The organism is Rahnella inusitata, assembly GCF_003263515.1.
Classification (GTDB): domain Bacteria; phylum Pseudomonadota; class Gammaproteobacteria; order Enterobacterales; family Enterobacteriaceae; genus Rahnella; species Rahnella inusitata.
This window is the reverse complement of the sequence record NZ_JYDE01000006.1, coordinates 23509-45813: the sequence shown is the minus strand read 5'-3', so window position 1 is coordinate 45813 and position 22305 is coordinate 23509. Positions and strand designations below refer to the sequence as shown.

Here is a 22305-nt window from a genome sequence, read left to right as displayed (position 1 = left end):
CGGCCCTAACTCCCCCTCTCAATACCCCATAAACTGCCTCAAATCAAAATATTGCATCCATAGCTTCTCTAAAATGGTTCGCCAATCAAAGCCTTCGCTGATGAATGAATTACGTCGGCACATGGCTTCTCATCACTATCAACCCTTCAGCTACGCTGTCCGGTTGCAGCAAGGAATGATCATGGAGCTACTTTGCCCGGCAGGGAATTTACCTGCGCTGAAAGCGGCAGTCGATAATGGTGCCGATGCGGTTTATATCGGCCTGAAAGACGATACCAATGCGCGTCATTTTGCCGGTCTGAATTTCACCGAGAAAAAGCTCCAGGAGGCGGCCAACTATGTTCACCGCCATCGCCGGAAACTGCATATTGCCATCAACACATTTGCACACCCGGACGGTTATCAGCGCTGGGAACGCGCCGTGGACATGGCCGCGCAACTCGGTGCCGATGCGCTGATCCTGGCTGATATCGCGATGCTTGATTACGCCGCCAATAAATATCCTCATGTTGAACGCCACGTCTCGGTGCAGGCATCCGCCACCAACGACGAAGCCATTCGTTTCTATAAACGTAACTTTGACGTCGCACGCGTAGTGTTGCCGCGTGTGCTTTCCATGCATCAGGTGCGCCAGCTGTCCCGCACGACGGTGGTGCCGCTGGAAGTGTTCGCGTTCGGCAGCCTGTGCATCATGGCCGAAGGCCGCTGCTATCTGTCCTCCTATCTGACCGGAGAATCTCCAAACACCGTGGGTGCGTGTTCACCCGCGCGCTTCGTCCGCTGGCAGCAAACCGCACAGGGCATGGAATCCCGCCTGAACGACGTGCTGATCGACCGTTATGACGAAGGCGAAAATGCCGGGTATCCGACGTTGTGCAAAGGCCGTTATCTGGTGGATGGCGCGAAGTATCACGCGCTGGAAGAGCCGACCAGCCTGAATACGCTGGAGCTTTTGCCGGAATTATTCGCTGCCAATATTGCCTCGGTGAAGATTGAAGGACGCCAGCGCAGTCCGGCGTATGTCAGTCAGGTCGCCCGAGTCTGGCGTGCGGCGATCGACCGCTGTATGGCTGATCCACAGAATTTCAAAACCGATGCCGCGTGGATGAGCACGCTGGGTGCAATGTCTGAAGGTACGCAAACCACGCTCGGGGCGTATCACCGCAAATGGCAGTAACTGAAGAGACGATGATGAAATATTCTTTAGGGGCGATCCTTTATTACTGGCCGAAAGCGCAGGTTGAAGCGTTTTATCAGGCCGCCGCAGAAAGCAGCGCCGACGTGATTTATCTCGGGGAAAATGTCTGTACCAAACGCCGTGAGATGAAAGTGAACGACTGGATGGACATCGCGCGCCAGCTGGCAGCGAGCGGCAAACAGGTGGTGATCTCCACGCTGGCCTTATTGCAGGCCCCCTCCGAACTCAATGAACTCAAGCGCTACGTCGAAAACGGCGAATTCTTGCTGGAAGCCAATGATTTCGGCGCAGTGAATATGGCGGCGGAGCGCAACCTGCCGTTTGTGGTCGGCCATGCGCTGAACTGCTATAACGCGGTCACACTTAAAATTTTGCAAAAACAGGGGATGATGCGCTGGTGTATGCCGGTCGAGCTTTCCCGCGACTGGCTGGTGAATCTGCTGAACCAGTGTCAGGATCTGGGCATCCGCGATAAGTTTGAAGTGGAAGTCCTCTCCTACGGACATCTGCCGCTGGCGTACTCGGCGCGCTGTTTTACCGCACGTTCGGAAAACAAAGCCAAAGACGAATGCGAAACCTGCTGCATCGATTATCCGCAGGGGCGCAAAGTATTGTCGCAGGAAAATCAGCAAGTGTTCGTGCTCAACGGTATCCAGACGCAAAGCGGCTATTGCTACAATCTCGGCAATGAACTGATGTCGATGCAGGGGCTGGTGGATATCGTGCGGCTTTCGCCGGAAAGCATGGATTCTCTCACCACGCTTGAAGCCTTCCGCAATAACGAGCGTGGTTTAGCACCGCTGCATCTGACCAATAAAACCGACTGTAACGGCTACTGGCAGCGCGTCGCCGGGCTGGAACTGCGCCAGTAATCCTCTGGCGCCATTAAGCAAAAAGGGATATGACGTTGAGGTCATATCCCTTTTTTGATCATACGCTTTTATGTTTGCGTCTGAACATCGCCCGCAGCCGGACGCCATCGCGCAGCATGCCCACCGCAATACCAATAAAAGTGTAAAAACCGCAGAGAAGCAATAACATCAGAATATCACCGCCGACGTCTCTGAACGGCAATCCCATCTGATTCACCCCGGCAATCGCTTTGGTCGCCCATGTCGACGGCAGCATGGAAGAAATCCCCCTCACCCACGCGGGCATTGCCTGAAGCGGCCAGATAGTCCCGGAAATGTAAAACACCGGCGTGGTCAGAAAAGCTAACGTCAGGTAGATAAGTTCAACGCTGCGCAGACATTCCGTCACCAGTTTACCCAGCCCTAACACCGCCAGCAGGAACGGAAACGTCAGCAAGAGGATCTCAGGAATACTCGCCGTCTGCCGGTAGCCTAAAATCCATGGCCACAGCACGAACAGGACGATCGACAAAAATAGCCACACCGGGATCAGCGCCGAAATCCCGCCGAGAAATGCCGGGATCGCCGGTTTCCCTGAGGGGCCGCTGTTAAGCACGATGCTGACGCGCACGCTGGCGATCAGCAAGGAGTGCTGTAATAACATCACCAGCAGGCCGGGGAAAATGATCGCCGCGAAGCTGATGCCGGGGTTAAACAGATCGAGCGTCTGACCGACCATTGGCGACAACACGACGCTGGCCTGTCGTTCGCTGAATCCGTTACGCAGCAGGAGATCGCTATTGTACTGCGTAAGGATCGACTGGTAGGCAGCCAGCACGTCCTGCTGGATCTGACCATTAGCCAGCCGGTTGGTGGCATCGCCGTACACCGGGATCACAATGTTCTGACCAGCGAGGATCTTCTTTTCAAGATCGACCGGCATGATAATCACCGCGAACAGCTGGCGCAGCGCCAGATCGTGTTCCGCATCCGCCAGATTTTCGTACTGCACGGTTTTGACTTTCGACGTGGCGTCCAGCTGTCGGGTCAGCATCCGGCTGGCGGAGCTGTGGTCCTGATCAACGACCGCCACGGGCAAATCCCACACCGTACGGTTGGCGTAGACCAGGCTCATCACGCACAGCGAAATCAGCAACATCATCCACATGGGTTTATCAAGCAGGCCGGTCAGCACTTTGCTAAACGTACCCCACCAGGTTTTAAACCATTCACGACGGGTCATTTTCCTGGCTCCTGTTGCTTCATCCGCAGGTATAACCGCTTACGCACCAGGAAGGCGGTGACCAGCGGGTAAATCAGCAAGATGCAGCAGACCATCAAAATACCGCGCACCGAGACTTCACGCAGGAAAACGTCAAACATCGCCGCCAGTGCGTAACTCAGTGGTTCGATACCTGAAATTATCCTTGCCGGCAGCGGCATCGAAAGCACTGGCACCGCCATGCCTGAGAAGGTCAGCGCGATACTGACGAAAATCCCCATCATGGTGTAGGCGGTAATGGTGGTTTTGGTGAAGGTAAACAGCAACAACCCGAGGCTCTGGGCGGCAATCACATAGAAGAAGCCGACCAGCAACATATAAAGCGGATTGCCGCTGACCCGCGCATCAAAGAACCCCACCAGCATGGCGATTTCCACCATCAGCAAGGTCGTGAAACACAGCGTATAAGGGGCCAGTTTTCCGAGCAGCGCCAACGTAAACGACGGTGCGCTGAGCAACGCCTGACTGCGTGCCATCACATAGATCATGCAGGTCACGGTGAAAAGTTGCAGCAGGTGAATGGTGGCGGCGAACTGCTGGTAGTAAATGTAGCTGCCGCTGGCGTTGAACAGGCTGCCGTAGGAGAGATCGACGCTCGCCAGCGACGGCAGCGTTTTGCCGATTTCCGTCGCGATAATCGAACGGTAGCTGGTGTTGAGTTCGGTGATAAGCCCGCTGAAATCCTGCGTGGAGTACAAACCGGCACCATAGAACAAAGCGTTATAGTACAGCACAACGCTCGGCTGTTTTCCGGCCAGTACGTCGGCTTCGAAATCCGTCGGGATATACAGCAGCGCGTAATCTTGTGCCGTGCGCAACCGGTATTCGGCCTCCTGCAATCCGCCGTTAAAAGCCTGAACGTGGGCATGCGAACCGGCATCCAGTTTTCGGACCAGCGTTTTCGAGAGGCTGCTGTGATCGTTATCGACTACTGATACCGGTAAGTCCAGCAAAGTGCCTTCCGAGAAATTGCTGCTGATAAGCCCGAACAGCAGCAAGGGGAAAATCCAGCACAGCCAGTGGATCACCGGCTTACGGAAAGCAAAACTGACCTCCCGGTTAAAAGCACGACTAAAGCAGCGCCATCCGGCTTTTATCCTTTCACTGCGCGGCGCTTTGACCCGCTTCACTTCGCCTTCCACTGCCACAGCGCACTCATGCCCTGACGCAGGCCGGGCACCGGTTTCGCCGGGTAAAGACGCACTTCAAAGGTCTTAAGATCGAAATCACCCGTCGCACGCGTGGCGCGTTTGGTGGCGTAATCGCCCAGCGGCGCGATGTAGCGCACTTCGGCTTCAATCATCTGGTTGTTCAGGGCAGGCACGCGCATCTGGACTTTGTCGCCTTTGCGCACGCCGGCCAAAATATCTTCACGCAGATTAAAGACGAAATAGGCGTCCGGCAGACGGACTAACGTCAGCAACGGACTGTTGGCACTTTCCAGTTCGCCAACTTCCACCGGGATCGGCCCCACCTCACCATCGACCGGCGCTTTGACCTGTAAGTCATCGGTTTGCGCTTTCAGCTCAAGTAAATCTTCTTCCGCCTGACGCAACTGTGCGGCGTAGCTATCGCGTTGTTCAACACGGTCGCCGTTGGTGCCTTCATCAAGGTTGGCTTTGGCGACCAGCACTTGCTGGTATGCGCTGTCGCGGGCACGGCGGGAATCTTCTAAATCGGCAGCGGAAATAAACCCTTTCGCCGCAACTTTGGCGTTGCGGTTGTAGAGATCGCGGGCATTGATGTATTCGGCCTGAGACTGCGCCAGCGTGGCTTTCAGGTTGCGAATACTTTCTTCACGGGTGCCGTTTACGGAGAGATCGAGCTGAGCTTTTGCCTGATCGCGCGCCGCTTCGAGCGCGCGCAACTGCGCCATCATTTCAGGGCTGTCGAGGGTTATCAACAACTGACCGGCTTTGACGTCATCACCCCGCTCGACATGACGTTCGATCACGCGGCCTTTGGCTTTAGAGGCGACAATAACCTCAGGCGCATCCACTTCGCCCTGCAACAATAAATCCTGATTGTGTGCGCGGAATAAGACCGCTAATGACACCGCCACGGCAACCAGCAGAAGGGTCAATAAAATACGTTTACTCATGTGTAGCCTGATCCTTTTTTCTCGCCAGTTTTGTTCAACGGCATGGGGTTTCCATTCCTTTATTGTCCGTTTTTGCCGCACTCCGTTTTCGGAGTAACAGATACATCATAGGTGACGCTCAATCATAGCGGCGCAGACGGAGACGTTTTAACACAAAACAACATATTGGCTGAAACGATAAATTAAACATGATTCATAGTCGTCACGTATGAATTAGAGGGTCAGGAAAGGCACAAATGCAGTATTCAATCTGCAATGAATGGGTAATACTCGTTCTAATTATGAGCATTTTTAGCGGGCGATCCGCTTTCGTTTCGTCCCTCAACGAGTGAGCCGTGACTATGTCTGATAAACACACCGTTCCCCTTTCCGTTCTCGATCTGGCACCTGTTCCACAAGGTACTGATCCCGCGCAGGCCTTTAAATCTTCCCTGGAACTGGCGCAACACGCCGAGAAATGGGGTTATCAACGTTACTGGATGGCTGAACACCACAATATGACCGGCATCGCCAGCGCGGCGACATCCGTATTGCTGGGTTATATTGCGGGCGGCACGAAAACTATTCGCGTGGGTTCCGGCGGTGTCATGCTGCCCAACCATTCCCCGCTGGTGATCGCCGAACAGTTTGGCACGCTGGCCACGCTGTATCCGAACCGTGTCGACCTGGGTCTTGGCCGCGCGCCGGGCACCGATCAGCGCACCATGATTGCTCTGCGCCGGCATCTTTCCGGCGAAGTCGATAACTTCCCGAAAGATGTGCAGGAATTGCAGCTGTATTTCGGTGAAGTTCAGCCGCATCAGGCGGTTCAGGCCGTACCGGGTCAGGGATTGCATGTGCCGATCTGGCTACTGGGTTCAAGTCTGTACAGCGCTCAGCTGGCTGCCGCACTCGGATTACCTTTCGCCTTCGCATCGCATTTCGCACCGGACATGCTGTATCAGGCATTAGCTATTTACCGCAGCAAGTTCCAGCCTTCCGCGCAGCTTGAAAAGCCGTATGCGATGGTGTGTCTCAACGCTATTGGCGCAGACACCGATGAAGAAGCGCGCCGGATGTTTACCTCCAATCAGCAGCAGTTCATTAATCTGCGCCGTGGTATGCCGGGCAAACTGCCTGCGCCGGTGGATAATATCGAAAGCCTGTGGTCTGCATCAGAACGCTTTGGTGTGGATAACGCTCTGCGTATGTCGGTGGTTGGCAATAAAGACACACTGCGTCAGGGTTTGCAGTCGATTCTGCGTGAAACTGAAGCCGATGAGCTGATGATCAATGGACAGATTTTTGATCAGCAGGCGCGTTTGCGTTCGTTCGAAATTGTCTCTGAGTTGCAGGGCGATTTAGTAAAAGAGCAGCGCATCAGTTAAGCATCTCGACAAATCACAGACAAAAAAAAACCAGCCGGTTAAGGCTGGTTTTTTATTATCTAAGCTTCAGTAAACCGAAGCGCGATAAATTATGCGTCAGTAGTACGACGTGGTGCGCGGCTTGGCGGACGACGTTCGCCAGCTGCTGAAGAACCTTCACGACGGTCGCCGCTGAAAGAACGTGGAGCGCCGTTACCACGACGTTCGCCACCAGCACCGGCAGGACGATCACCGTTGAAAGGACGCGGAGCACCGTTACCACGACGTTCGCCACCAGCACCGGCCGGACGTTCGCGACGTGCAGGCTGTGGCTGAGCATCACCCAGCAACTGCATGTTCATCGGTTTGTTCAGGATGCGGGTACGGGTGAAATGAGACAGAATCTCGCCCGGCATACCTTTCGGCAGTTCGATCGTGGAGTGCGTACCGAACAGCTTGATGTTACCGATGTAACGGCTGCTGATGTCGCCTTCGTTAGCAATCGCGCCAACGATGTGACGAACTTCAACACCATCATCACGACCCACTTCGATACGGTACAGTTCCATATCGCCAGCTTCACGACGTTCACGACGCGGGCTGTCGCCATCACGTGCAGGACGGTCATTGCTGCGAGCCGGACGGTCACGACGATCGCCACGATCACCGCGGTCACCACGTTCTTCAAATTCACGACGCGGTGGACGGCTTTTGAAGATTGGGTCAGCGGCAACGATCAGAGGACGTTCGCCCTGTGCCATTTTCAGCAGTGCAGCAGCCAGCGTTTCGATGTCCAGCTCTTCTGCAGGTTGCAGTTTAGCCAACAGCGCGCGGTACTGATCCAGATCGCTGCTTTCCAGTTGTTGCTGAACTTTAGCTGCGAACTTAGCAAGACGACGCTCGCCAAGTACATCAGCAGTTGGAATTTCAACTTCTGGAATGGTCAGCTTCATGGTGCGTTCAATGTTACGCAACAGGCGACGTTCACGGTTCTCAACGAACAGCAATGCGCGACCTGCACGACCAGCACGACCGGTACGGCCGATACGGTGAACGTAAGACTCGGAGTCCATCGGGATGTCGTAGTTAACAACCAGGCTGATACGTTCTACGTCGAGACCACGTGCTGCCACGTCGGTTGCGATCAGAATGTCCAGACGGCCATCTTTCAGACGTTCCAGAGTCTGCTCACGCAGAGCCTGGTTCATGTCGCCGTTCAGTGCAGCACTGCTGTAGCCGCTACGTTCCAGGGCTTCAGCCACTTCCAGCGTCGCGCTTTTAGTACGCACGAAGATGATCGCTGCATCAAAGTCTTCAGCTTCCAGGAAACGCACCAGAGCTTCATTCTTACGCAGGCCGTGCACAGTCCAGTAGCTCTGGCTGATGTCCGGACGGGTAGTGATGCTTGACTGAATGCGCACTTCCTGTGGATCTTTCATGAAACGACGTGTAATACGACGGATCGCTTCTGGCATGGTTGCAGAGAACAACGCGGTCTGATGTTGAGCCGGGATCTGCGCCATGATGGTTTCGACGTCTTCGATGAAGCCCATACGCAGCATTTCATCGGCTTCGTCCAGTACCAGACCGCTCAGGTTAGAGAGGTTCAGGGTGCCACGTTTCAGGTGGTCCAGCAGGCGGCCCGGGGTACCCACAACAACTTGTGGACCTTGACGCAGTGCGCGCAGCTGAACGTCATAGCGCTGGCCGCCATAAAGGGCAACCACATTTACGCCATGCATATGTTTAGAGAAGTCAGTCATTGCTTCAGCAACCTGAACCGCCAGTTCGCGGGTTGGTGCCAGAACAAGAATTTGTGGTGCTTTCAGTGAAGCATCAATGTTGTGCAGCAAAGGTAAAGAGAATGCAGCAGTTTTACCGGAACCGGTCTGCGCCATACCCAGAACATCGCGGCCGCTCAGCAGGTGAGGAATACACTCAGCCTGGATTGGTGAAGGTTTTTCGTAGCCCAAATCGGTAAGGGCAGAAATGATCGGAGCAGACAGCCCCAGGTCAGCAAAAGAGATTTCAAGCTCAGTAGTCATGTACACGTGCCTCATTAATAATGGCAGCCAGTCTACATAACTCGTCGAGAAAATTTTCAGTCATTTTCATTGAAAAGTGTGAACCGGCTCAAATTAGATTATAAAACGAACAAAGCAACCCTCGCCCGTTAAGGCGCTTAAAAATGGTAAAAACCATGATTAATCAGGCTGATTGGTGTCGTCAGCTATTGCTGGTCCGATTCTGATAGGTCGTCTTGCTCTTGGCCCAAAAGCGCCAATTCCAACAATGCATAGCGGTGCTCAACAAAGTTGTGAACGTTGTTAGCTACCGTCAGTTTGAACAGTGCCGCGGCGCTGTTCTTGTCCCCCAGACTTAGGTAATGCTTACCTAAATAGAAGTCAGTTTCACTGAGATGCTCAGCGAGCGAAGTGTTATCCGTTGCTTCTGCCTTGAGGCGTTCCATCAGCGTAGTTTCGCTGATTTTGCCCAAGTAGAATTCGACGATATTCCATCCCCATTGCCCTCTGTCCGCTTTGTCATAACGCTGTTGAAGCGCTACGTCGGCATCCTTCGGATTGATTTCTCGCTCCGCAAGGTAAAGCCATAACGAACGGAAGGGATCATTTGGATCGTCTCGATAAAACGCCTGCAGATCATCCTGCGCTAACGAGAATCGGCCACCGTAATACAGTGCGATACCTCGGTTCAAACGCGCGTAGTTGTAAGTTGGATCAAGCTCTAGTACAGAATCAAACGCTTCATAGGCAGCATCGAAATTGCCTGCCTGCGTTAGGTAAATCCCCAGGTAGTTAAAAACTTCTGGCATATCAGGACGAATAGACAGCGCTTGTGAAAAATCATTTCGCGCCAGTGCTCTTAGCCCGAGACTATCATACAGCACACCGCGCTCATATAATAGCTGTGCTCTCTCATCGTCGGTTAATGACCGGCTGGCAAGAATTTGTTCCATGCGTGCCAGGATGACTTCCTGCTGCAACGTCGGTTGCAACGGAATCGCCAGAACTTCATTTTTACGCCAATCATGGTTGCTGCATCCTGCCAACATAAGTGCTGTCGCAACATAACACCAGCGCAAGAAAGGCTTCATTTCTACTCCCGGAGTACAAACATTGGATAGACATCCTGTCATCCGCTTGCTTAACACAAACGCGTCCTACGTTCGTGATACGAACAGCTCCCCTCCTGATGGAAAGGAGCTGTAAAACTTCTGTTACAGATTATTCTGCGGCAGGTTGCTCAGTTGTGTCGTCTTGAGTCGGTGCAGTTGCTTCTTTGATGCTCAAACGCACACGGCCCTGGCGGTCAACTTCCAGTACCTTAACCGGTACTTCCTGACCCATCTGCAGGTAATCAGTCACTTTCTCGACACGCTTATCAGCGATCTGAGAAATATGAACCAGACCTTCTTTACCGCCGCCGATGGCAACAAACGCACCAAAGTCTACGATACGGGTCACTTTACCCTGATAGATACGGCCAACTTCGATTTCAGCAGTGATCTCTTCGATACGACGGATAGCATATTTCGCTTTCTCGCCGTCGGTTGCTGCGATTTTCACAGTACCGTCATCTTCGATTTCGATAGTCGTGCCAGTCTCTTCAGTCAGAGCACGGATCACAGAACCACCTTTACCGATCACGTCCTTGATTTTGTCCGGGCTGATCTTAATGGTGTGGATACGTGGAGCAAACTGAGAGATGTCGCCACGCGGGGTGCTGATAGCCTGTTCCATAACGCCCAGAATGTGCAGACGCGCACCCTTAGCCTGGTTCAGAGCCACCTGCATGATTTCGCGGGTGATACCTTCGATTTTGATGTCCATCTGCAGCGCGGTGATACCATCGCGGCTACCGGCAACTTTAAAGTCCATGTCGCCCAGGTGATCTTCGTCACCCAGAATGTCAGACAGAACAACAAAGCTTTCGCCTTCTTTGACCAGACCCATTGCGATACCCGCAACAGCGGCTTTGATAGGCACGCCTGCATCCATCAGGGCCAGAGATGCACCACAAACGGAAGCCATAGAAGATGAACCGTTAGATTCGGTGATTTCAGAAACCACACGTACAGTGTACGGGAAGTCTTCTGGTTTTGGCATCATCGCCAACACGCCGCGCTTGGCCAAACGACCGTGACCAATCTCACGACGTTTAGGTGAACCGACCATGCCAGTCTCACCTACGGAGTATGGAGGGAAGTTGTAATGGAACAGGAAGCTGTCAGACTTCTCACCCATCAACTCGTCCAGGTTTTGCGCGTCACGTGCAGTACCCAGCGTCGCTGTGACCAGCGCCTGAGTTTCACCACGGGTGAACAGTGCTGAACCGTGGGTACGTGGCAGAACACCAGTACGAACGTCCAGACCGCGGATCATGTCTTTTTCACGACCATCGATACGTGGCTCGCCACGCAGAACACGGCTACGCACCACGTTCTTCTCAATGCTGCCCAGCAGGTCAGAGATTTCGCCAGCATCCAGCGCTTCATCTTCGGCTTGCAGTGTTTGCACAACTTCAGATTTGATCACGTTGATTTGAGCGTAACGGTCTTGTTTGTCAGTGATCAGATAAGCATCACCTAAACGAGATTCTGCCAGCGCAGCAACGCGAGCGTGCAGCTCAGCGTTAACCACTTCTGGCTGCCAATCCCATTTCGCTTTACCGACTTCAGCAACCAGAGAGTTGATGTTATCGATAACGATTTGTTGTTGTTCGTGGCCGAACACCACAGCGCCCAGCATCTGGTCTTCGCTAAGAACATCCGCTTCAGATTCAACCATCAGGACCGCGCCTTTAGTACCGGCAACCACCAGATCCAGACTGCTGGTTTTCAGCTCGTCTGCGGTTGGGTTAAGGACGTACTGGTCGTTGATGTAACCAACGCGCGCAGAACCGATTGGGCCGCTGAATGGAATACCAGACAGGCTCAGGGCAGCAGACGCACCGATCATCGCAACGATGTCAGGGTTTACTTGCGGGTTCAGGGAAACCACGGTGGCGATAACCTGAACTTCATTCAGGAAGCCTTCCGGGAACAGCGGGCGAATTGGACGGTCGATCAGACGGGAAGTCAGTGTTTCGCCTTCGCTTGGACGGCCTTCACGACGGAAGAAGCTGCCCGGGATACGACCAGCAGCGTAAGTACGCTCCTGATAGTTAACGGTCAGTGGGAAGAAGCTCTGACCTGGTTTAGCTTTTTTCTGGCCAACAACGGTAACGAAAACCGCTGTGTCGTCCATGCTAACCATCACGGCCGCAGTCGCCTGACGCGCCATCATGCCGGTTTCCAGCGTAACGGTGTGCTGGCCGTATTGGAATTTACGAATAGTCGGATTAAGCAATGTAATGTCCTTAATTGTGGCGCGCAGCTGTTATGACAGCAGTTCACACCGATAGATATCCGAGCTTCTCACTACATTCTCGCGACTAATGACAATCCTTATTGGCCTGGCAATGTGGCAATAAAGTCTCTCATTAGCCGCGCGAAAACATCTGTAACGGAAGTTCATGTTCTTAGATTAACAGCAGAAACAACAGCCATACAGTAACCTGATTTGGTGTCGCTTCCTAGAATAAAGGGGCCTATTGGCCCCTTTACACTGAAACTCGCTTGATTAGCGACGCAGACCCAGACGTTCGATCAGGCTGGTGTAACGTGCTACATCTTTACCCTTCAGGTAGTCCAGCAGTTTACGACGCTGAGAAACCATGCGCAGCAGACCACGACGGCTGTGGTGATCTTTTTTGTGCTCTGCAAAGTGACCTTGCAGGTGGTTAATTTGAGCAGTCAGCAGAGCAACCTGAACTTCGGAAGAACCACTGTCGTTTGTGCCACGACCAAAGTCGGAAACGATTTGAGCTTTAGCTTCAACGCTTAGAGACATAATTATACTCCAAAATATTATAGATAGTTTAAACGGGTGCCGATCTCTAATTCAGCTACCCAATGCATAAGCTGCGCTATTCTACCCTTTGCTATATATGATCGCAAGATGGGCAAAAAGCGCTTATTCGGTATATTCGACGACCAAACGACGCGGCGCAATGCGTCCATCATCATCTATTTCGCCAATGCCGATAAACTTACGTTCTTCACCTTCCGTGATGCGAACCATGCCACTTGTCGGTGCGCCAGATGCCTGAACAGGTTGACCCTGTTTCACGTATCCAGCCACTACTGGCAGCAGGTTCACTTCCGGGAAGTCTTCACAGGCGCTGTCCATAGGCAGCAACAAAGGATCCAACAGTAAGCGCGGTTCAATGCCCTGCTCTTCTGCCTGAGCCATCAGCTCATGGAGTTTTTCCATGGTGACCATACGCTCAAGTGGATACGTTGCTACCTGCAAACGGCGCAGATAAGTGACGTGTGCACCACATCCTAATTTTTCACCCAAATCATCCACAATCGTGCGGATGTAGGTGCCTTTCGAGCAGTGAATTTCCAGTTCAACCTCAACACCTTCCCAGCGAATGAACTTCAGTTCATACACCGTGATGCTGCGGGATTCGCGTGGAACTTCAATACCCTGACGCGCATATTCGTACAGCTTTTTTCCTTCGTATTTCAGTGCAGAATACATGGAAGGAATTTGCTGGGTTTCCCCGCGGAAGCTGTCGAGTGCATCGTCAAGTTGCTGCTGAGTAAAGGTCATTTCACGTTCGGAAATGATTTCACCTTCCGCATCAGAGGTATCAGTCCGTTGCCCCATGCGGGCAATGACGCGATAACGCTTGTCGGAATCCAGCAGAAAACGGGAAAACTTGGTCGCTTCGCCTAAGCATAGCGGCAACATGCCTGTTGCCAGAGGATCAAGCGCACCGGTATGTCCTGCACGGTTGGCGTTATAAAGGCGTTTGACCTTTTGCAGCGCGTCGTTGGAAGACAAGCCGTAAGATTTGTCCAGTAGCAGAACGCCGTGAATATCACGGCCGCGGCGACGTGGGCGGCTCATTATACTTCCTCGTCGTCGCCTGCAGCTGAACGACGTTCAGCATCATTCTTCACGACATTGGTCACCAGGTTAGACATACGCATGCCTTCAACCAGTGAGTTGTCGTAAGCAAAAGTCAGTTCAGGAACAACGCGCAGACGCATCGCTTTACCGATCAGGGTACGAATGAAACCTGATGCGTCCTGTAAGGCTTTGATACCGTTTTTCACACGATCGGGATCGTGATTATCGGTGGTCAGAACGTCAAGGAAGGTCACGAACACCTTTGCATATGCAAGATCACGTGAAACTTCAACACCAGACACGGTGGCCATGCCAACACGTGGGTCTTTGACTTCGCGCTGTAAAATAATCGCGATTTCTTTTTGCATCTCCTGAGAGACGCGCTGTGTACGGCTAAATTCTTTTGCCATGATTATTCTTTCTCCACTTGCTCCAGACAAATAAGGGGGCGCAAGGCCCCCATCTGGATATCAGCTACTTCGCAAACGTTAAGCGATAGTACGTTTGATCTCGATGATTTCGAAGACTTCGATCACATCGCCAGTACGCACATCGTTGTAGTTCTTAACGCCGATACCACATTCCATGCCGTTGCGAACTTCAGCAACATCATCTTTGAAGCGGCGCAGGGATTCCAGCTCGCCTTCGTAGATAACCACGTTGTCGCGCAGTACACGGATTGGGTTGTTACGCTTGATCATCCCTTCAGTAACCATACAACCGGCAATTGCACCAAATTTCGGTGACTTGAACACGTCACGAACTTCAGCCAGGCCGATGATTTGCTGTTTGTACTCTGGCGCCAACATACCGCTCATCGCCTGTTTAACTTCGTCAATCAGGTTATAGATTACGGAATAGTAACGCAGATCCAGGCTTTCGCTTTCTACAACGCGGCGAGCAGAAGCATCGGCACGTACGTTGAAGCCCAGGATGATCGCACGGGAAGCGGCTGCCAGCGTAGCATCAGTCTCGGTAATACCACCGACACCCATACCCACGATTTTGACTTTCACTTCGTCGGTAGACAAGCTCTGCAGTGCATCGGAAATCGCTTCGCAAGAACCCTGTACGTCAGATTTCAGAACGATATTCAGTTCAGACACTTCACCTTCGGTCATGTTCGCGAACATGTTTTCCAGTTTAGATTTCTGCTGACGAGCCAGTTTCACTTCGCGGAATTTACCCTGACGGTAAAGCGCAACTTCACGGGCTTTTTTCTCATCACGTACAACGGTAACTTCATCACCCGCAGCCGGAACGCTGGACAGACCCAACACTTCCACCGGGATAGATGGACCCGCAGACGTAATGTCGCGACCCATTTCGTCACGCATTGCACGAACGCGGCCGTATTCGAAGCCACACAGAATAATGTCGCCTTTGTTCAGCGTACCTTCCTGAACCAGAACAGTTGCAACCGGGCCACGACCTTTGTCCAGGAAGGACTCGATCACAACGCCGCTTGCCATACCGGTACGGACGGCTTTCAGTTCCAGAACTTCGGCCTGCAGCAAGATAGCTTGCAGCAGATCGTCGATGCCTGTCCCTGCTTTCGCAGAAACGTGGATGAACTGAGACTCACCGCCCCACTCTTCTGGCATAACGCCGTACTGAGAAAGCTCGGTACGAACGCGATCGGGATCAGCGTCTGGTTTATCAATTTTGTTCACTGCAACCACGATTGGCACGCCAGCGGCTTTCGCATGCTGTACGGCTTCGATAGTTTGTGGCATCACGCCATCATCGGCTGAAACAACCAGAACTACGATGTCAGTCGCTTTGGCACCACGAGCACGCATTGAAGTAAACGCGGCGTGTCCCGGAGTATCCAGGAACGTGATCATGCCGTTTTCAGTTTCAACGTGATAAGCACCGATGTGCTGGGTAATACCACCGGCTTCGCCCGCAGCAACTTTCGTTGAGCGAATGTAGTCAAGCAGGGAGGTTTTACCGTGGTCAACGTGACCCATGATGGTCACAACCGGAGCACGTGGCTCAGCACCAGCGGATGCGCCCGTATCACGGTCGCTCATCAGCGCTTCTTCCAGTTCGTTTTCACGACGCAGGATAACTTTATGGCCCATTTCTTCAGCAACCAGCTGAGCAGTTTCCTGATCAATAACCTGGTTGATGGTGGCCATCGCGCCCAGTTTCATCATAGTTTTGATGACCTGAGAGCCTTTAACTGCCATTTTATTCGCCAGCTCAGCAACGGTAATGGTTTCACCCACTACGACGTCACGGTTCACTGCAGCAACGGGCTTGTTGAAGCTCTGTTGCAGGGTGCTTGGCTTACGCTTGCCTTTACCATTACGGCCAACGGCACGTGCTTCTTCGCGATCAGCTTTAGATTCAGACAGTTTATTGCCTTTCTTCTGCTTGGTCGCTTTGCCACCGCGGGTACGGCTACGACGTTCGCCTTCAACTTTGGCGTCGTTCTCGTCTTCAGCAGCACGGGCATGGGTAGAAGTGGTGACATGATAGTCAGCAGATTCTGATTCGCTTGGCGCGACAGTTTCAGTCCAGACACCAGAGTCAGCCATTTTACGAGCTTCTTCTGCAATGCGCTTGGCGTTTTCTTCAACCTTACGCTGGGCTTCTTCTTCCGTTTTGCGTTTCAGCTCTGCGGCTTCAGCTTCACGGCGTGCTTTATCTGCCTGAGCTGGTTTAGTTACTTCGTCGGTATGTTGATTCGTCACTTTATCTTTTTCCGCTGCATCACGCTTAGCTTTATCAGCGGCCTCACGTTTAGCTTGCTCTTCGGCGGCGCGTTTGGCTTTTTCCTGAGCTTCGCGCTGGGCTTGCTCCGCTGCTGCACGCTGTGCCTGTTCTTCCGCGTCACGCTTCGCCTGCTCTTCCGCTTCGGCCTGAGCAAGTTCTGCTTCGGTCATATCACGTTTAACATAAGTGCGTTTCTTGCGGACTTCGATTTGCACCGATTTACTCGTCCCGCCGGTGCTCGGAATATTCAGTGTACTACGCGTTTTGCGTTGTAACGTCAGTTTGTTTGTCGCACCAGCGTTTCCGCCATTCAGGTGCGCCAGCAATGTTTCTTTTTCCTGCTGGGTCACAGAGTCAGATTCGGACTTCGAGATCCCTGCATCAGCAAATTGCTGTACCAGGCGATCTACCGGGGTCTGAATCTCTGCCGCCAGCGATTTTACAGTTACATCTGTCATGCTGTTCCTTCCTGCTACAGTTATTACGCGTTGTCGCCAAACCAGCAGATATTGCGCGCGGCCATGATAAGTTCACCAGCCTGCTCGTCAGTAAGACCTTCAATATCAGCCAGATCGTCGACACCCTGCTCGGCAAGATCTTCCAGCGTACAAACGCCTTGTGCAGCCAGTTTAAACGCCATGCTACGTTCCAGACCCGCCAAATTCAGCAGATCGTCAGCAGGCTTATTGTCACCGAGACTTTCTTCCTGAGCTAAAGCCAACGTGGTCAGCGCTTCTTTCGCGCGTTCGCGCAGCGCATTCACGGTGTCTTCATCCAGGCCGTCAATTTCTAGCAATTCGTTCACCGGCACGTAAGCCAGCTCTTCGAGGGTAGAGAAACCTTCTTCGACCAGAACCGTGGCGAAATCTTCATCGATTGCCAGGTATTTTGTGAAGGTTTCGATCGCAGCGTGAGCCTCAGCCTGATGTTTGGCCTGCAGGTCGTCTGCTGTCATCACGTTCAGTTCCCAGCGGTCATCACCACGATGCTGTTTCAACAGTTGGGAAGCCAAACGTACGTTCTGACCATTACGGCCAATCGCCTGTGCCAGATTGCTGGCTTCTACGGCGATATCCATGGTGCATCTATCTTCATCAACCACGATGGAGGCAACATCTGCCGGTGCCATCGCATTGATAACGAATTGCGCAGGATTATCATCCCAAAGGATGATATCAATACGTTCTCCGCCCAGTTCACTGGAAACGGCCTGAACGCGTGCACCGCGCATACCGACACAAGCACCGACCGGGTCGATGCGCTTGTCGTTGGTTTTCACTGCGATTTTTGCACGGGAGCCAGGATCACGGGCTGCCGCTTTAATCTCGATCAGCTCTTCACCGATTTCTGGCACTTCAATGCGGAACAGTTCAATCAGCATTTCATTACGTGAACGGCTGACAAACAGCTGCGCGCCGCGCGCTTCCGGACGGACATCATACAGAACGCCACGAATGCGGTCACCGGAACGGAAGTTTTCGCGCGGAAGCATATCTTCACGCAGGATAACAGCCTCAGCATTGCTACCTAAGTCCAGGGCGATGCTGTCACGGTTAACTTTTTTGACGACGCCAGTGACGATTTCGCCTTGCTGTTCACGGAACTGCTCAACCACCATCGCGCGCTCAGCTTCGCGTACTTTCTGTACGATAACTTGTTTTGCGGTTTGGGTGGTAATGCGGTCGAATGTGACTGACTCGATTTGATCTTCAATGTAACCGCCGAGTTCGATAGACGGTTCTTCATACTGTGCTGCTTCGAGGGTGATTTCACGTGTTGGCTGAGTCACTTCGTCGACTGCAACCCAACGACGGAAGGTATCAAAGTCACCGGTTTTACGATCAATGCTGACGCGGACTTCGATTTCCTGCTCGTATTTTTTCTTGGTCGCTGTTGATAATGCAATTTCCAGCGCTTCAAAAATCTTCTCGCGCGGGAGGGATTTTTCATTAGAAACTGCTTCTACAACAGCCAGAATCTCTTTGTTCATCCTAGTTGCCTCTTCCAAACTCTTTAAAAGTGGGGTACCAGGTTCGCTTTCTGGATGTTGCTCAGTGCGAACACTTCATCTTTCCCTTCCACAGTCACCGTGATCATTTCGCCTTCGACAGCTTTGATGATGCCCTGCCATTTACGACGATTCTGGACCGCCATACGCAGTACCATGCTGACTTCGTCACCGATAAAACGTTGATAATGCTCAGCGGTGAACATAGGACGATCAAGGCCTGGAGAGGAAACTTCCAGGTTATAGGCGACGGTGACCGGATCTTCTACGTCCAGCACAGCGCTCACCTGGTGGCTGACATCAGCACAATCATCAACATTGATCCCGGCGTCACTATCAATATAGATGCGCAACGTCGATTGGCGAGCCCGAACGAACTCGATGCCCACCAGCTCAAAGCCAAGTGCCTCGACTGGTGCTGTAATCAGCTCTGTTAATTTTTGTTCTAATGTGGACAAGCCCACCCCCAAGACATAAAAAAAGGGCTAAATAGCCCAGTGATTCTGTTGCCAAATAACAAAAAACCCCGATAAATCGGGGCTTTATGCAACTGGACCCTATTTGCCGCATAGCGGCTTCGGTACAACTTTCGAAGTGTTATTTTCAAATAGTTACTTTCAAATGGGAACTGCAGAACATCACAGGGAGATACTGAAAGTCTATTTGAAATAAACACTTAGGGAAAGTGGTTGCGGGGGCCGGATTTGAACCGACGACCTTCGGGTTATGAGCCCGACGAGCTACCAGGCTGCTCCACCCCGCGTCCGAAAACGTGGCAAATACTACGCCGATAATCGCTAAAAAGCAAATTATCATAAAGATTGGTACCGAGGACGGGACTTGAACCCGTAAGCCCATTCGGGCACTACCACCTCAAGGTAGCGTGTCTACCAATTCCACCACCTCGGCACTCTTTTTTTTCACAATCGCTTGTACTGTCCAAGTTCAAGCCACTGTTTAAAACTTTCACTTCTTTAGGTAAGAAGGTTACTGCTTAGTGAGGAACGTCACTGTTAGGCGCTGCTGGAGCGGCCGGTGCAGTTGCCTGCTCAGTTTGCGCTGGCTGACTTAAGTTTTCCCACTCACTACCTTTTTGGCTATTATTGGTGCTCATGTTCCCAAGAATCAAACTAATGATAAAGAACAAAGCCGCCAAAACGCCGGTCATACGGGTCATGAAGTTACCGGAACCACTCGAACCGAACAATGTGCCAGAAGCACCTGCTCCGAAAGAGGCTCCCATATCAGCGCCTTTACCTTGTTGCAGCATAACCAGAGCCACAAGGCCGATTGCTACGATAAGGAAAATCACCAGAAGAGCGTCGTACATAGTAGTACCTGTATCCTCGCGGGTTCACCGCATGCCAATTGCTTCTCACCAATTTAGCGGGCCATCTAAGGACCCACTGAAGCGGGTGTGAATACTAACCAAAGCCGTATTGGCACGCAAGGGCAATTTGCACTGAAATGTTTGTTTGCGGAAAAAAACGTCAAATACGGCTTAAAACACATTGCTGTTTTTACTTTGCGCCCTTTTCCACCCGAAAATGATAGCGCAAAGCCGGTAAATTCACCGCTATTTTATCAGCTTACGGTTTAACCGCTTTAACTGCATCGGCAATGCGATTGGCCAGTTTTTCGACCAACTCCGCATCCTCGCCCTCTACCATGACGCGTAGCAAAGGCTCGGTACCAGATTTACGCAATAATACGCGGCCACGCCCTGCCAGCTGCTTTTCAACCTCTGCGGTAACCAGCTTAACGTCTTCAGACTCCAGCGGATCGTGTTCACCGGCGAAGCGGACGTTGATCAGGATCTGAGGAAGTAATTTCATGCCGCTGCACAAATCATGCAGGCTCATGTGGTTGCGCACCATTGCGGTAAGCACTTGCAAACCTGCCACAATGCCGTCACCCGTGGTGGTTTTGTCCAACAGGATGATATGGCCCGAGTTCTCAGCACCGATACGCCAGCCTTTTTCTTGCATTTTTTCCAGTACGTAGCGGTCACCCACTTTCGCACGGGTAAACGGAATACCCAGCTGTTTCAACGCCAGCTCAAGACCCATGTTGCTCATCAGCGTGCCGACGGCACCGCCCTTCAGCTGACCCTGACGTAAACCTTCGCGCGCAATGATATACAGAATCTGATCGCCATCGACTTTGTTGCCTTCGTTATCAACCATGATGAGGCGATCGCCGTCGCCGTCAAAGGCCAGACCGACGTCTGCTTTTTCAGCCAGCACGCGCTGTTGCAGCTGACGGACATCCGTTGCGCCGCATTCTTCGTTGATATTCATGCCGTCCGGCTCACAACCGATGGCAATCACTTTCGCACCCAGCTCGCGCAATACGCTTGGCGCGATGTGATAAGTTGCACCATTGGCGCAATCCACCACGATTTTAAGCCCGTTCAGGCTCAGTTCACTCGGGAACGTCCCTTTACAGAATTCGATGTAACGACCGGCAGCATCGACAATACGGCTGGCTTTACCCAATTCGGCAGATTCCACGCAGGTCAGCGGTTTTTCCAGCTCAGCCTCGATGGCTTCTTCAACGTCATCGGGCAGTTTTGTGCCATCGATGGTGAAGAATTTGATGCCGTTGTCGTAATAAGGATTGTGGGACGCAGAGATAACAATCCCGGCTTCAGCGCGGAAAGTGCGCGTCAGATACGCCACAGCAGGCGTCGGCATCGGCCCGGTGAAAGATGCAGATAAGCCTGCCGCCGCCAGTCCGGCTTCCAGGGCTGATTCGAGCATGTAACCAGATATGCGCGTGTCTTTGCCGATAATCACTTTGCGCGAACCATGACGCGCCAGCACTTTGCCCGCGGCCCAGCCTAGTTTCAGCACGAAATCAGGTGTAATTGGTGTATCGCCTACTTTTCCGCGAATGCCATCAGTACCAAAGTATTTACGGTTGCTCATAATTAATTTTTATCCCTTGCAGAAAGTGTTGCTTCGACGACACGCATCGCTTCGACGGTTTCTTTAACATCATGTACTCGCACGATCTGAGCGCCCTGCATGGCCGCAATAACAGCACAGGCAACGCTTCCGGTCACACGCTGTTCCGGCGAGACATGCAGCAATTGCCCCACCATAGATTTCCTCGACATGCCGACCAGAAGCGGCAGACCGAAGTGGTGGAATTCTGCCAGTCTGCCGAGCAACGCATAGTTGTGGGTCAGATTTTTACCGAAACCAAAGCCCGGGTCGAGTATCAATTTACTTTTCGGAATGCCGGCATTCACACATCTTGCAATTTGCTCACCAAAATATTGCCCGACTTCCACCACCACATCGGCATATTGCGGAGAATGCTGCATCGTTTTCGGTTGCCCCTGCATGTGCATCAGACAAACGGGTAACCCGGTTTCTGCCGCTGCCTGCAATGCGCCCGGTTCTTGTAATGAACGGATATCATTGATCAGATGCATACCCGCACGAGCCGCTTCACTAATGACGATAGCCTTTGAGGTATCGACAGAAATCCAGGTATCGAAACGTCGTGCTATCGCCTCAACGACGGGTACTACACGCGCCAGCTCTTCGTCGTCACTCACCTCCGCGGCGCCGGGACGCGTGGACTCTCCGCCGATATCGAGAATAGTCGCCCCGGCATTGATCATCGCCTCAGCATGTCTAAGCGCGAGATCCAGAGTGTTATGGCGTCCGCCGTCGGAGAATGAATCTGGCGTAACGTTCAAAATCCCCATCACCTGAGGATAAGTGAGGTCGAGTATCGAGTCTCTGGCTGTGAGGCGCATAGGTCATGTCCCTTTTGGTCGGTCTGTGATCGCGATATCA

General features: G+C 52.5%; 20 protein-coding genes and 2 tRNA genes. 4 read left to right on the top strand and 18 right to left on the bottom strand.

Annotated features, from left to right (window positions below; translation table 11 throughout):
* The first annotated feature begins 181 nt into the window (after nt 1–181).
* Together ubiU and TU92_RS03615 are read left to right on the top strand one after the other, a co-directional pair.
* Nucleotides 182–1177, top strand: a complete 996-nt coding sequence (ubiU, locus tag TU92_RS03620) for a ubiquinone anaerobic biosynthesis protein UbiU (RefSeq protein WP_112164598.1) — start codon at nt 182–184, stop codon at nt 1175–1177.
* A gap of 14 nt (nt 1178–1191) precedes the next feature.
* Nucleotides 1192–2070 carry a U32 family peptidase gene (locus TU92_RS03615; RefSeq protein WP_112164713.1) on the top strand — a complete coding sequence of 293 codons (879 nt, stop codon included), beginning with the start codon at nt 1192–1194 and terminating at the stop codon, nt 2068–2070.
* A 58-nt stretch (nt 2071–2128) separates the two neighbouring features.
* Here the strand turns inward: TU92_RS03615 and TU92_RS03610 are convergent, their stop codons facing one another.
* From TU92_RS03610 to TU92_RS03600, 3 genes are read right to left on the bottom strand one after another with little or no spacing between them, the layout of a single operon-like run.
* A complete protein-coding gene (locus TU92_RS03610) occupies nt 2129–3292 on the bottom strand; it encodes an ABC transporter permease (protein ID WP_112164597.1) in 1164 nt (387 codons plus the stop codon).
* Nucleotides 3289–4461, bottom strand: coding sequence for an ABC transporter permease (locus tag TU92_RS03605; protein ID WP_112164712.1), 1173 nt, complete (start codon nt 4459–4461; stop codon nt 3289–3291). The genes TU92_RS03610 and TU92_RS03605 overlap by 4 nt, the downstream gene beginning before the upstream one ends.
* Nucleotides 4458–5432: an HlyD family secretion protein gene (locus tag TU92_RS03600; protein ID WP_112164596.1), complete on the bottom strand. Its 975-nt coding sequence runs from the start codon at nt 5430–5432 to the stop codon at nt 4458–4460. Before TU92_RS03600 ends, TU92_RS03605 begins: the two co-directional genes overlap by 4 nt.
* Before the next feature lie 341 nt (nt 5433–5773).
* Here TU92_RS03600 and TU92_RS03595 point away from each other — a divergent pair, with 341 nt between their 5' ends.
* Entirely contained in the window at nt 5774–6799 is a 1026-nt protein-coding gene (locus TU92_RS03595; RefSeq protein ID WP_112164595.1) for a luciferase-like monooxygenase, read from the top strand.
* An 89-nt stretch (nt 6800–6888) separates the two neighbouring features.
* On the opposite strand, the gene TU92_RS03590 is transcribed toward TU92_RS03595, so the two are convergent.
* The 13 genes from TU92_RS03590 to secG form a co-directional block, all read right to left on the bottom strand.
* Nucleotides 6889–8823, bottom strand: a complete 1935-nt coding sequence (locus TU92_RS03590) for a DEAD/DEAH family ATP-dependent RNA helicase (protein ID WP_112164594.1) — start codon at nt 8821–8823, stop codon at nt 6889–6891.
* A complete protein-coding gene (gene yrbN, locus TU92_RS22595) occupies nt 8813–8887 on the bottom strand; it encodes a protein YrbN (RefSeq protein ID WP_223499600.1) in 75 nt (24 codons plus the stop codon). The genes TU92_RS03590 and yrbN overlap by 11 nt, the downstream gene beginning before the upstream one ends.
* Nucleotides 8888–9008: 121 nt before the next feature.
* Nucleotides 9009–9893 (bottom strand): lipoprotein NlpI, encoded by an 885-nt coding sequence (nlpI, locus tag TU92_RS03580; RefSeq protein WP_112164593.1) that lies wholly within the window; start codon nt 9891–9893, stop codon nt 9009–9011.
* A gap of 130 nt (nt 9894–10023) precedes the next feature.
* Nucleotides 10024–12147 (bottom strand): polyribonucleotide nucleotidyltransferase, encoded by a 2124-nt coding sequence (pnp, locus tag TU92_RS03575; RefSeq protein ID WP_112164592.1) that lies wholly within the window; start codon nt 12145–12147, stop codon nt 10024–10026.
* 273 nt (nt 12148–12420) lie between these two features.
* Nucleotides 12421–12690, bottom strand: coding sequence for a 30S ribosomal protein S15 (gene rpsO / locus TU92_RS03570; RefSeq protein ID WP_112164591.1), 270 nt, complete (start codon nt 12688–12690; stop codon nt 12421–12423).
* Nucleotides 12691–12813: 123 nt separating this feature from the next.
* On the bottom strand, nt 12814–13758 hold the full coding sequence (gene truB, locus TU92_RS03565) for a tRNA pseudouridine(55) synthase TruB (protein ID WP_112164590.1): 945 nt from the start codon (nt 13756–13758) through the stop codon (nt 12814–12816).
* A complete protein-coding gene (gene rbfA / locus TU92_RS03560) occupies nt 13758–14171 on the bottom strand; it encodes a 30S ribosome-binding factor RbfA (protein WP_101078324.1) in 414 nt (137 codons plus the stop codon). The genes truB and rbfA overlap by 1 nt, the downstream gene beginning before the upstream one ends.
* Before the next feature lie 78 nt (nt 14172–14249).
* Entirely contained in the window at nt 14250–16943 is a 2694-nt protein-coding gene (gene infB / locus TU92_RS03555; protein ID WP_112164589.1) for a translation initiation factor IF-2, read from the bottom strand.
* A gap of 23 nt (nt 16944–16966) precedes the next feature.
* Nucleotides 16967–18475 (bottom strand): transcription termination factor NusA, encoded by a 1509-nt coding sequence (nusA, locus tag TU92_RS03550; RefSeq protein WP_112164588.1) that lies wholly within the window; start codon nt 18473–18475, stop codon nt 16967–16969.
* Nucleotides 18476–18498: 23 nt separating this feature from the next.
* Nucleotides 18499–18951: a ribosome maturation factor RimP gene (gene rimP, locus TU92_RS03545; protein WP_056782522.1), complete on the bottom strand. Its 453-nt coding sequence runs from the start codon at nt 18949–18951 to the stop codon at nt 18499–18501.
* 228 nt (nt 18952–19179) lie between these two features.
* Nucleotides 19180–19256, bottom strand: a tRNA-Met gene (locus tag TU92_RS03540).
* A 59-nt stretch (nt 19257–19315) separates the two neighbouring features.
* A tRNA-Leu gene (locus TU92_RS03535) sits at nt 19316–19402 on the bottom strand.
* A gap of 85 nt (nt 19403–19487) precedes the next feature.
* Nucleotides 19488–19823, bottom strand: coding sequence for a preprotein translocase subunit SecG (gene secG / locus TU92_RS03530; protein ID WP_112164587.1), 336 nt, complete (start codon nt 19821–19823; stop codon nt 19488–19490).
* An 87-nt stretch (nt 19824–19910) separates the two neighbouring features.
* Here secG and TU92_RS22225 point away from each other — a divergent pair, with 87 nt between their 5' ends.
* Nucleotides 19911–20093 (top strand): hypothetical protein, encoded by a 183-nt coding sequence (locus TU92_RS22225; protein ID WP_136627575.1) that lies wholly within the window; start codon nt 19911–19913, stop codon nt 20091–20093.
* On the opposite strand, the gene glmM is transcribed toward TU92_RS22225, so the two are convergent.
* Together glmM and folP are read right to left on the bottom strand one after the other, a co-directional pair.
* The gene (gene glmM / locus TU92_RS03525; protein ID WP_112164586.1) at nt 20083–21423 is read right to left on the bottom strand and encodes a phosphoglucosamine mutase; all 1341 of its coding nucleotides are present in this window, start codon (nt 21421–21423) and stop codon (nt 20083–20085) included. The genes TU92_RS22225 and glmM overlap by 11 nt on opposite strands.
* A gap of 2 nt (nt 21424–21425) precedes the next feature.
* Nucleotides 21426–22265, bottom strand: coding sequence for a dihydropteroate synthase (gene folP, locus TU92_RS03520; protein ID WP_112164585.1), 840 nt, complete (start codon nt 22263–22265; stop codon nt 21426–21428).
* Between the last annotated feature and the right edge of the window lie 40 nt (nt 22266–22305).

What these genes read in the sequence shown, in the direction of transcription:
- ubiU (WP_112164598.1), top strand. Translation starts at nt 182, where the DNA reads ATGGAGCTACTTTGCCCGGCAGGGAATTTACCTGCGCTGAAAGCGGCA.
- TU92_RS03615 (WP_112164713.1), top strand. Translation starts at nt 1,192, where the DNA reads ATGAAATATTCTTTAGGGGCGATCCTTTATTACTGGCCGAAAGCGCAG.
- TU92_RS03610 (WP_112164597.1), bottom strand. Translation starts at nt 3,292, where the DNA reads ATGACCCGTCGTGAATGGTTTAAAACCTGGTGGGGTACGTTTAGCAAA.
- TU92_RS03600 (WP_112164596.1), bottom strand. Translation starts at nt 5,432, where the DNA reads ATGAGTAAACGTATTTTATTGACCCTTCTGCTGGTTGCCGTGGCGGTG.
- TU92_RS03595 (WP_112164595.1), top strand. Translation starts at nt 5,774, where the DNA reads ATGTCTGATAAACACACCGTTCCCCTTTCCGTTCTCGATCTGGCACCT.
- TU92_RS03590 (WP_112164594.1), bottom strand. Translation starts at nt 8,823, where the DNA reads ATGACTACTGAGCTTGAAATCTCTTTTGCTGACCTGGGGCTGTCTGCT.
- nlpI (WP_112164593.1), bottom strand. Translation starts at nt 9,893, where the DNA reads ATGAAGCCTTTCTTGCGCTGGTGTTATGTTGCGACAGCACTTATGTTG.
- rpsO (WP_112164591.1), bottom strand. Translation starts at nt 12,690, where the DNA reads ATGTCTCTAAGCGTTGAAGCTAAAGCTCAAATCGTTTCCGACTTTGGT.
- truB (WP_112164590.1), bottom strand. Translation starts at nt 13,758, where the DNA reads ATGAGCCGCCCACGTCGCCGCGGCCGTGATATTCACGGCGTTCTGCTA.
- rbfA (WP_101078324.1), bottom strand. Translation starts at nt 14,171, where the DNA reads ATGGCAAAAGAATTTAGCCGTACACAGCGCGTCTCTCAGGAGATGCAA.
- infB (WP_112164589.1), bottom strand. Translation starts at nt 16,943, where the DNA reads ATGACAGATGTAACTGTAAAATCGCTGGCGGCAGAGATTCAGACCCCG.
- nusA (WP_112164588.1), bottom strand. Translation starts at nt 18,475, where the DNA reads ATGAACAAAGAGATTCTGGCTGTTGTAGAAGCAGTTTCTAATGAAAAA.
- secG (WP_112164587.1), bottom strand. Translation starts at nt 19,823, where the DNA reads ATGTACGACGCTCTTCTGGTGATTTTCCTTATCGTAGCAATCGGCCTT.
- glmM (WP_112164586.1), bottom strand. Translation starts at nt 21,423, where the DNA reads ATGAGCAACCGTAAATACTTTGGTACTGATGGCATTCGCGGAAAAGTA.
- folP (WP_112164585.1), bottom strand. Translation starts at nt 22,265, where the DNA reads ATGCGCCTCACAGCCAGAGACTCGATACTCGACCTCACTTATCCTCAG.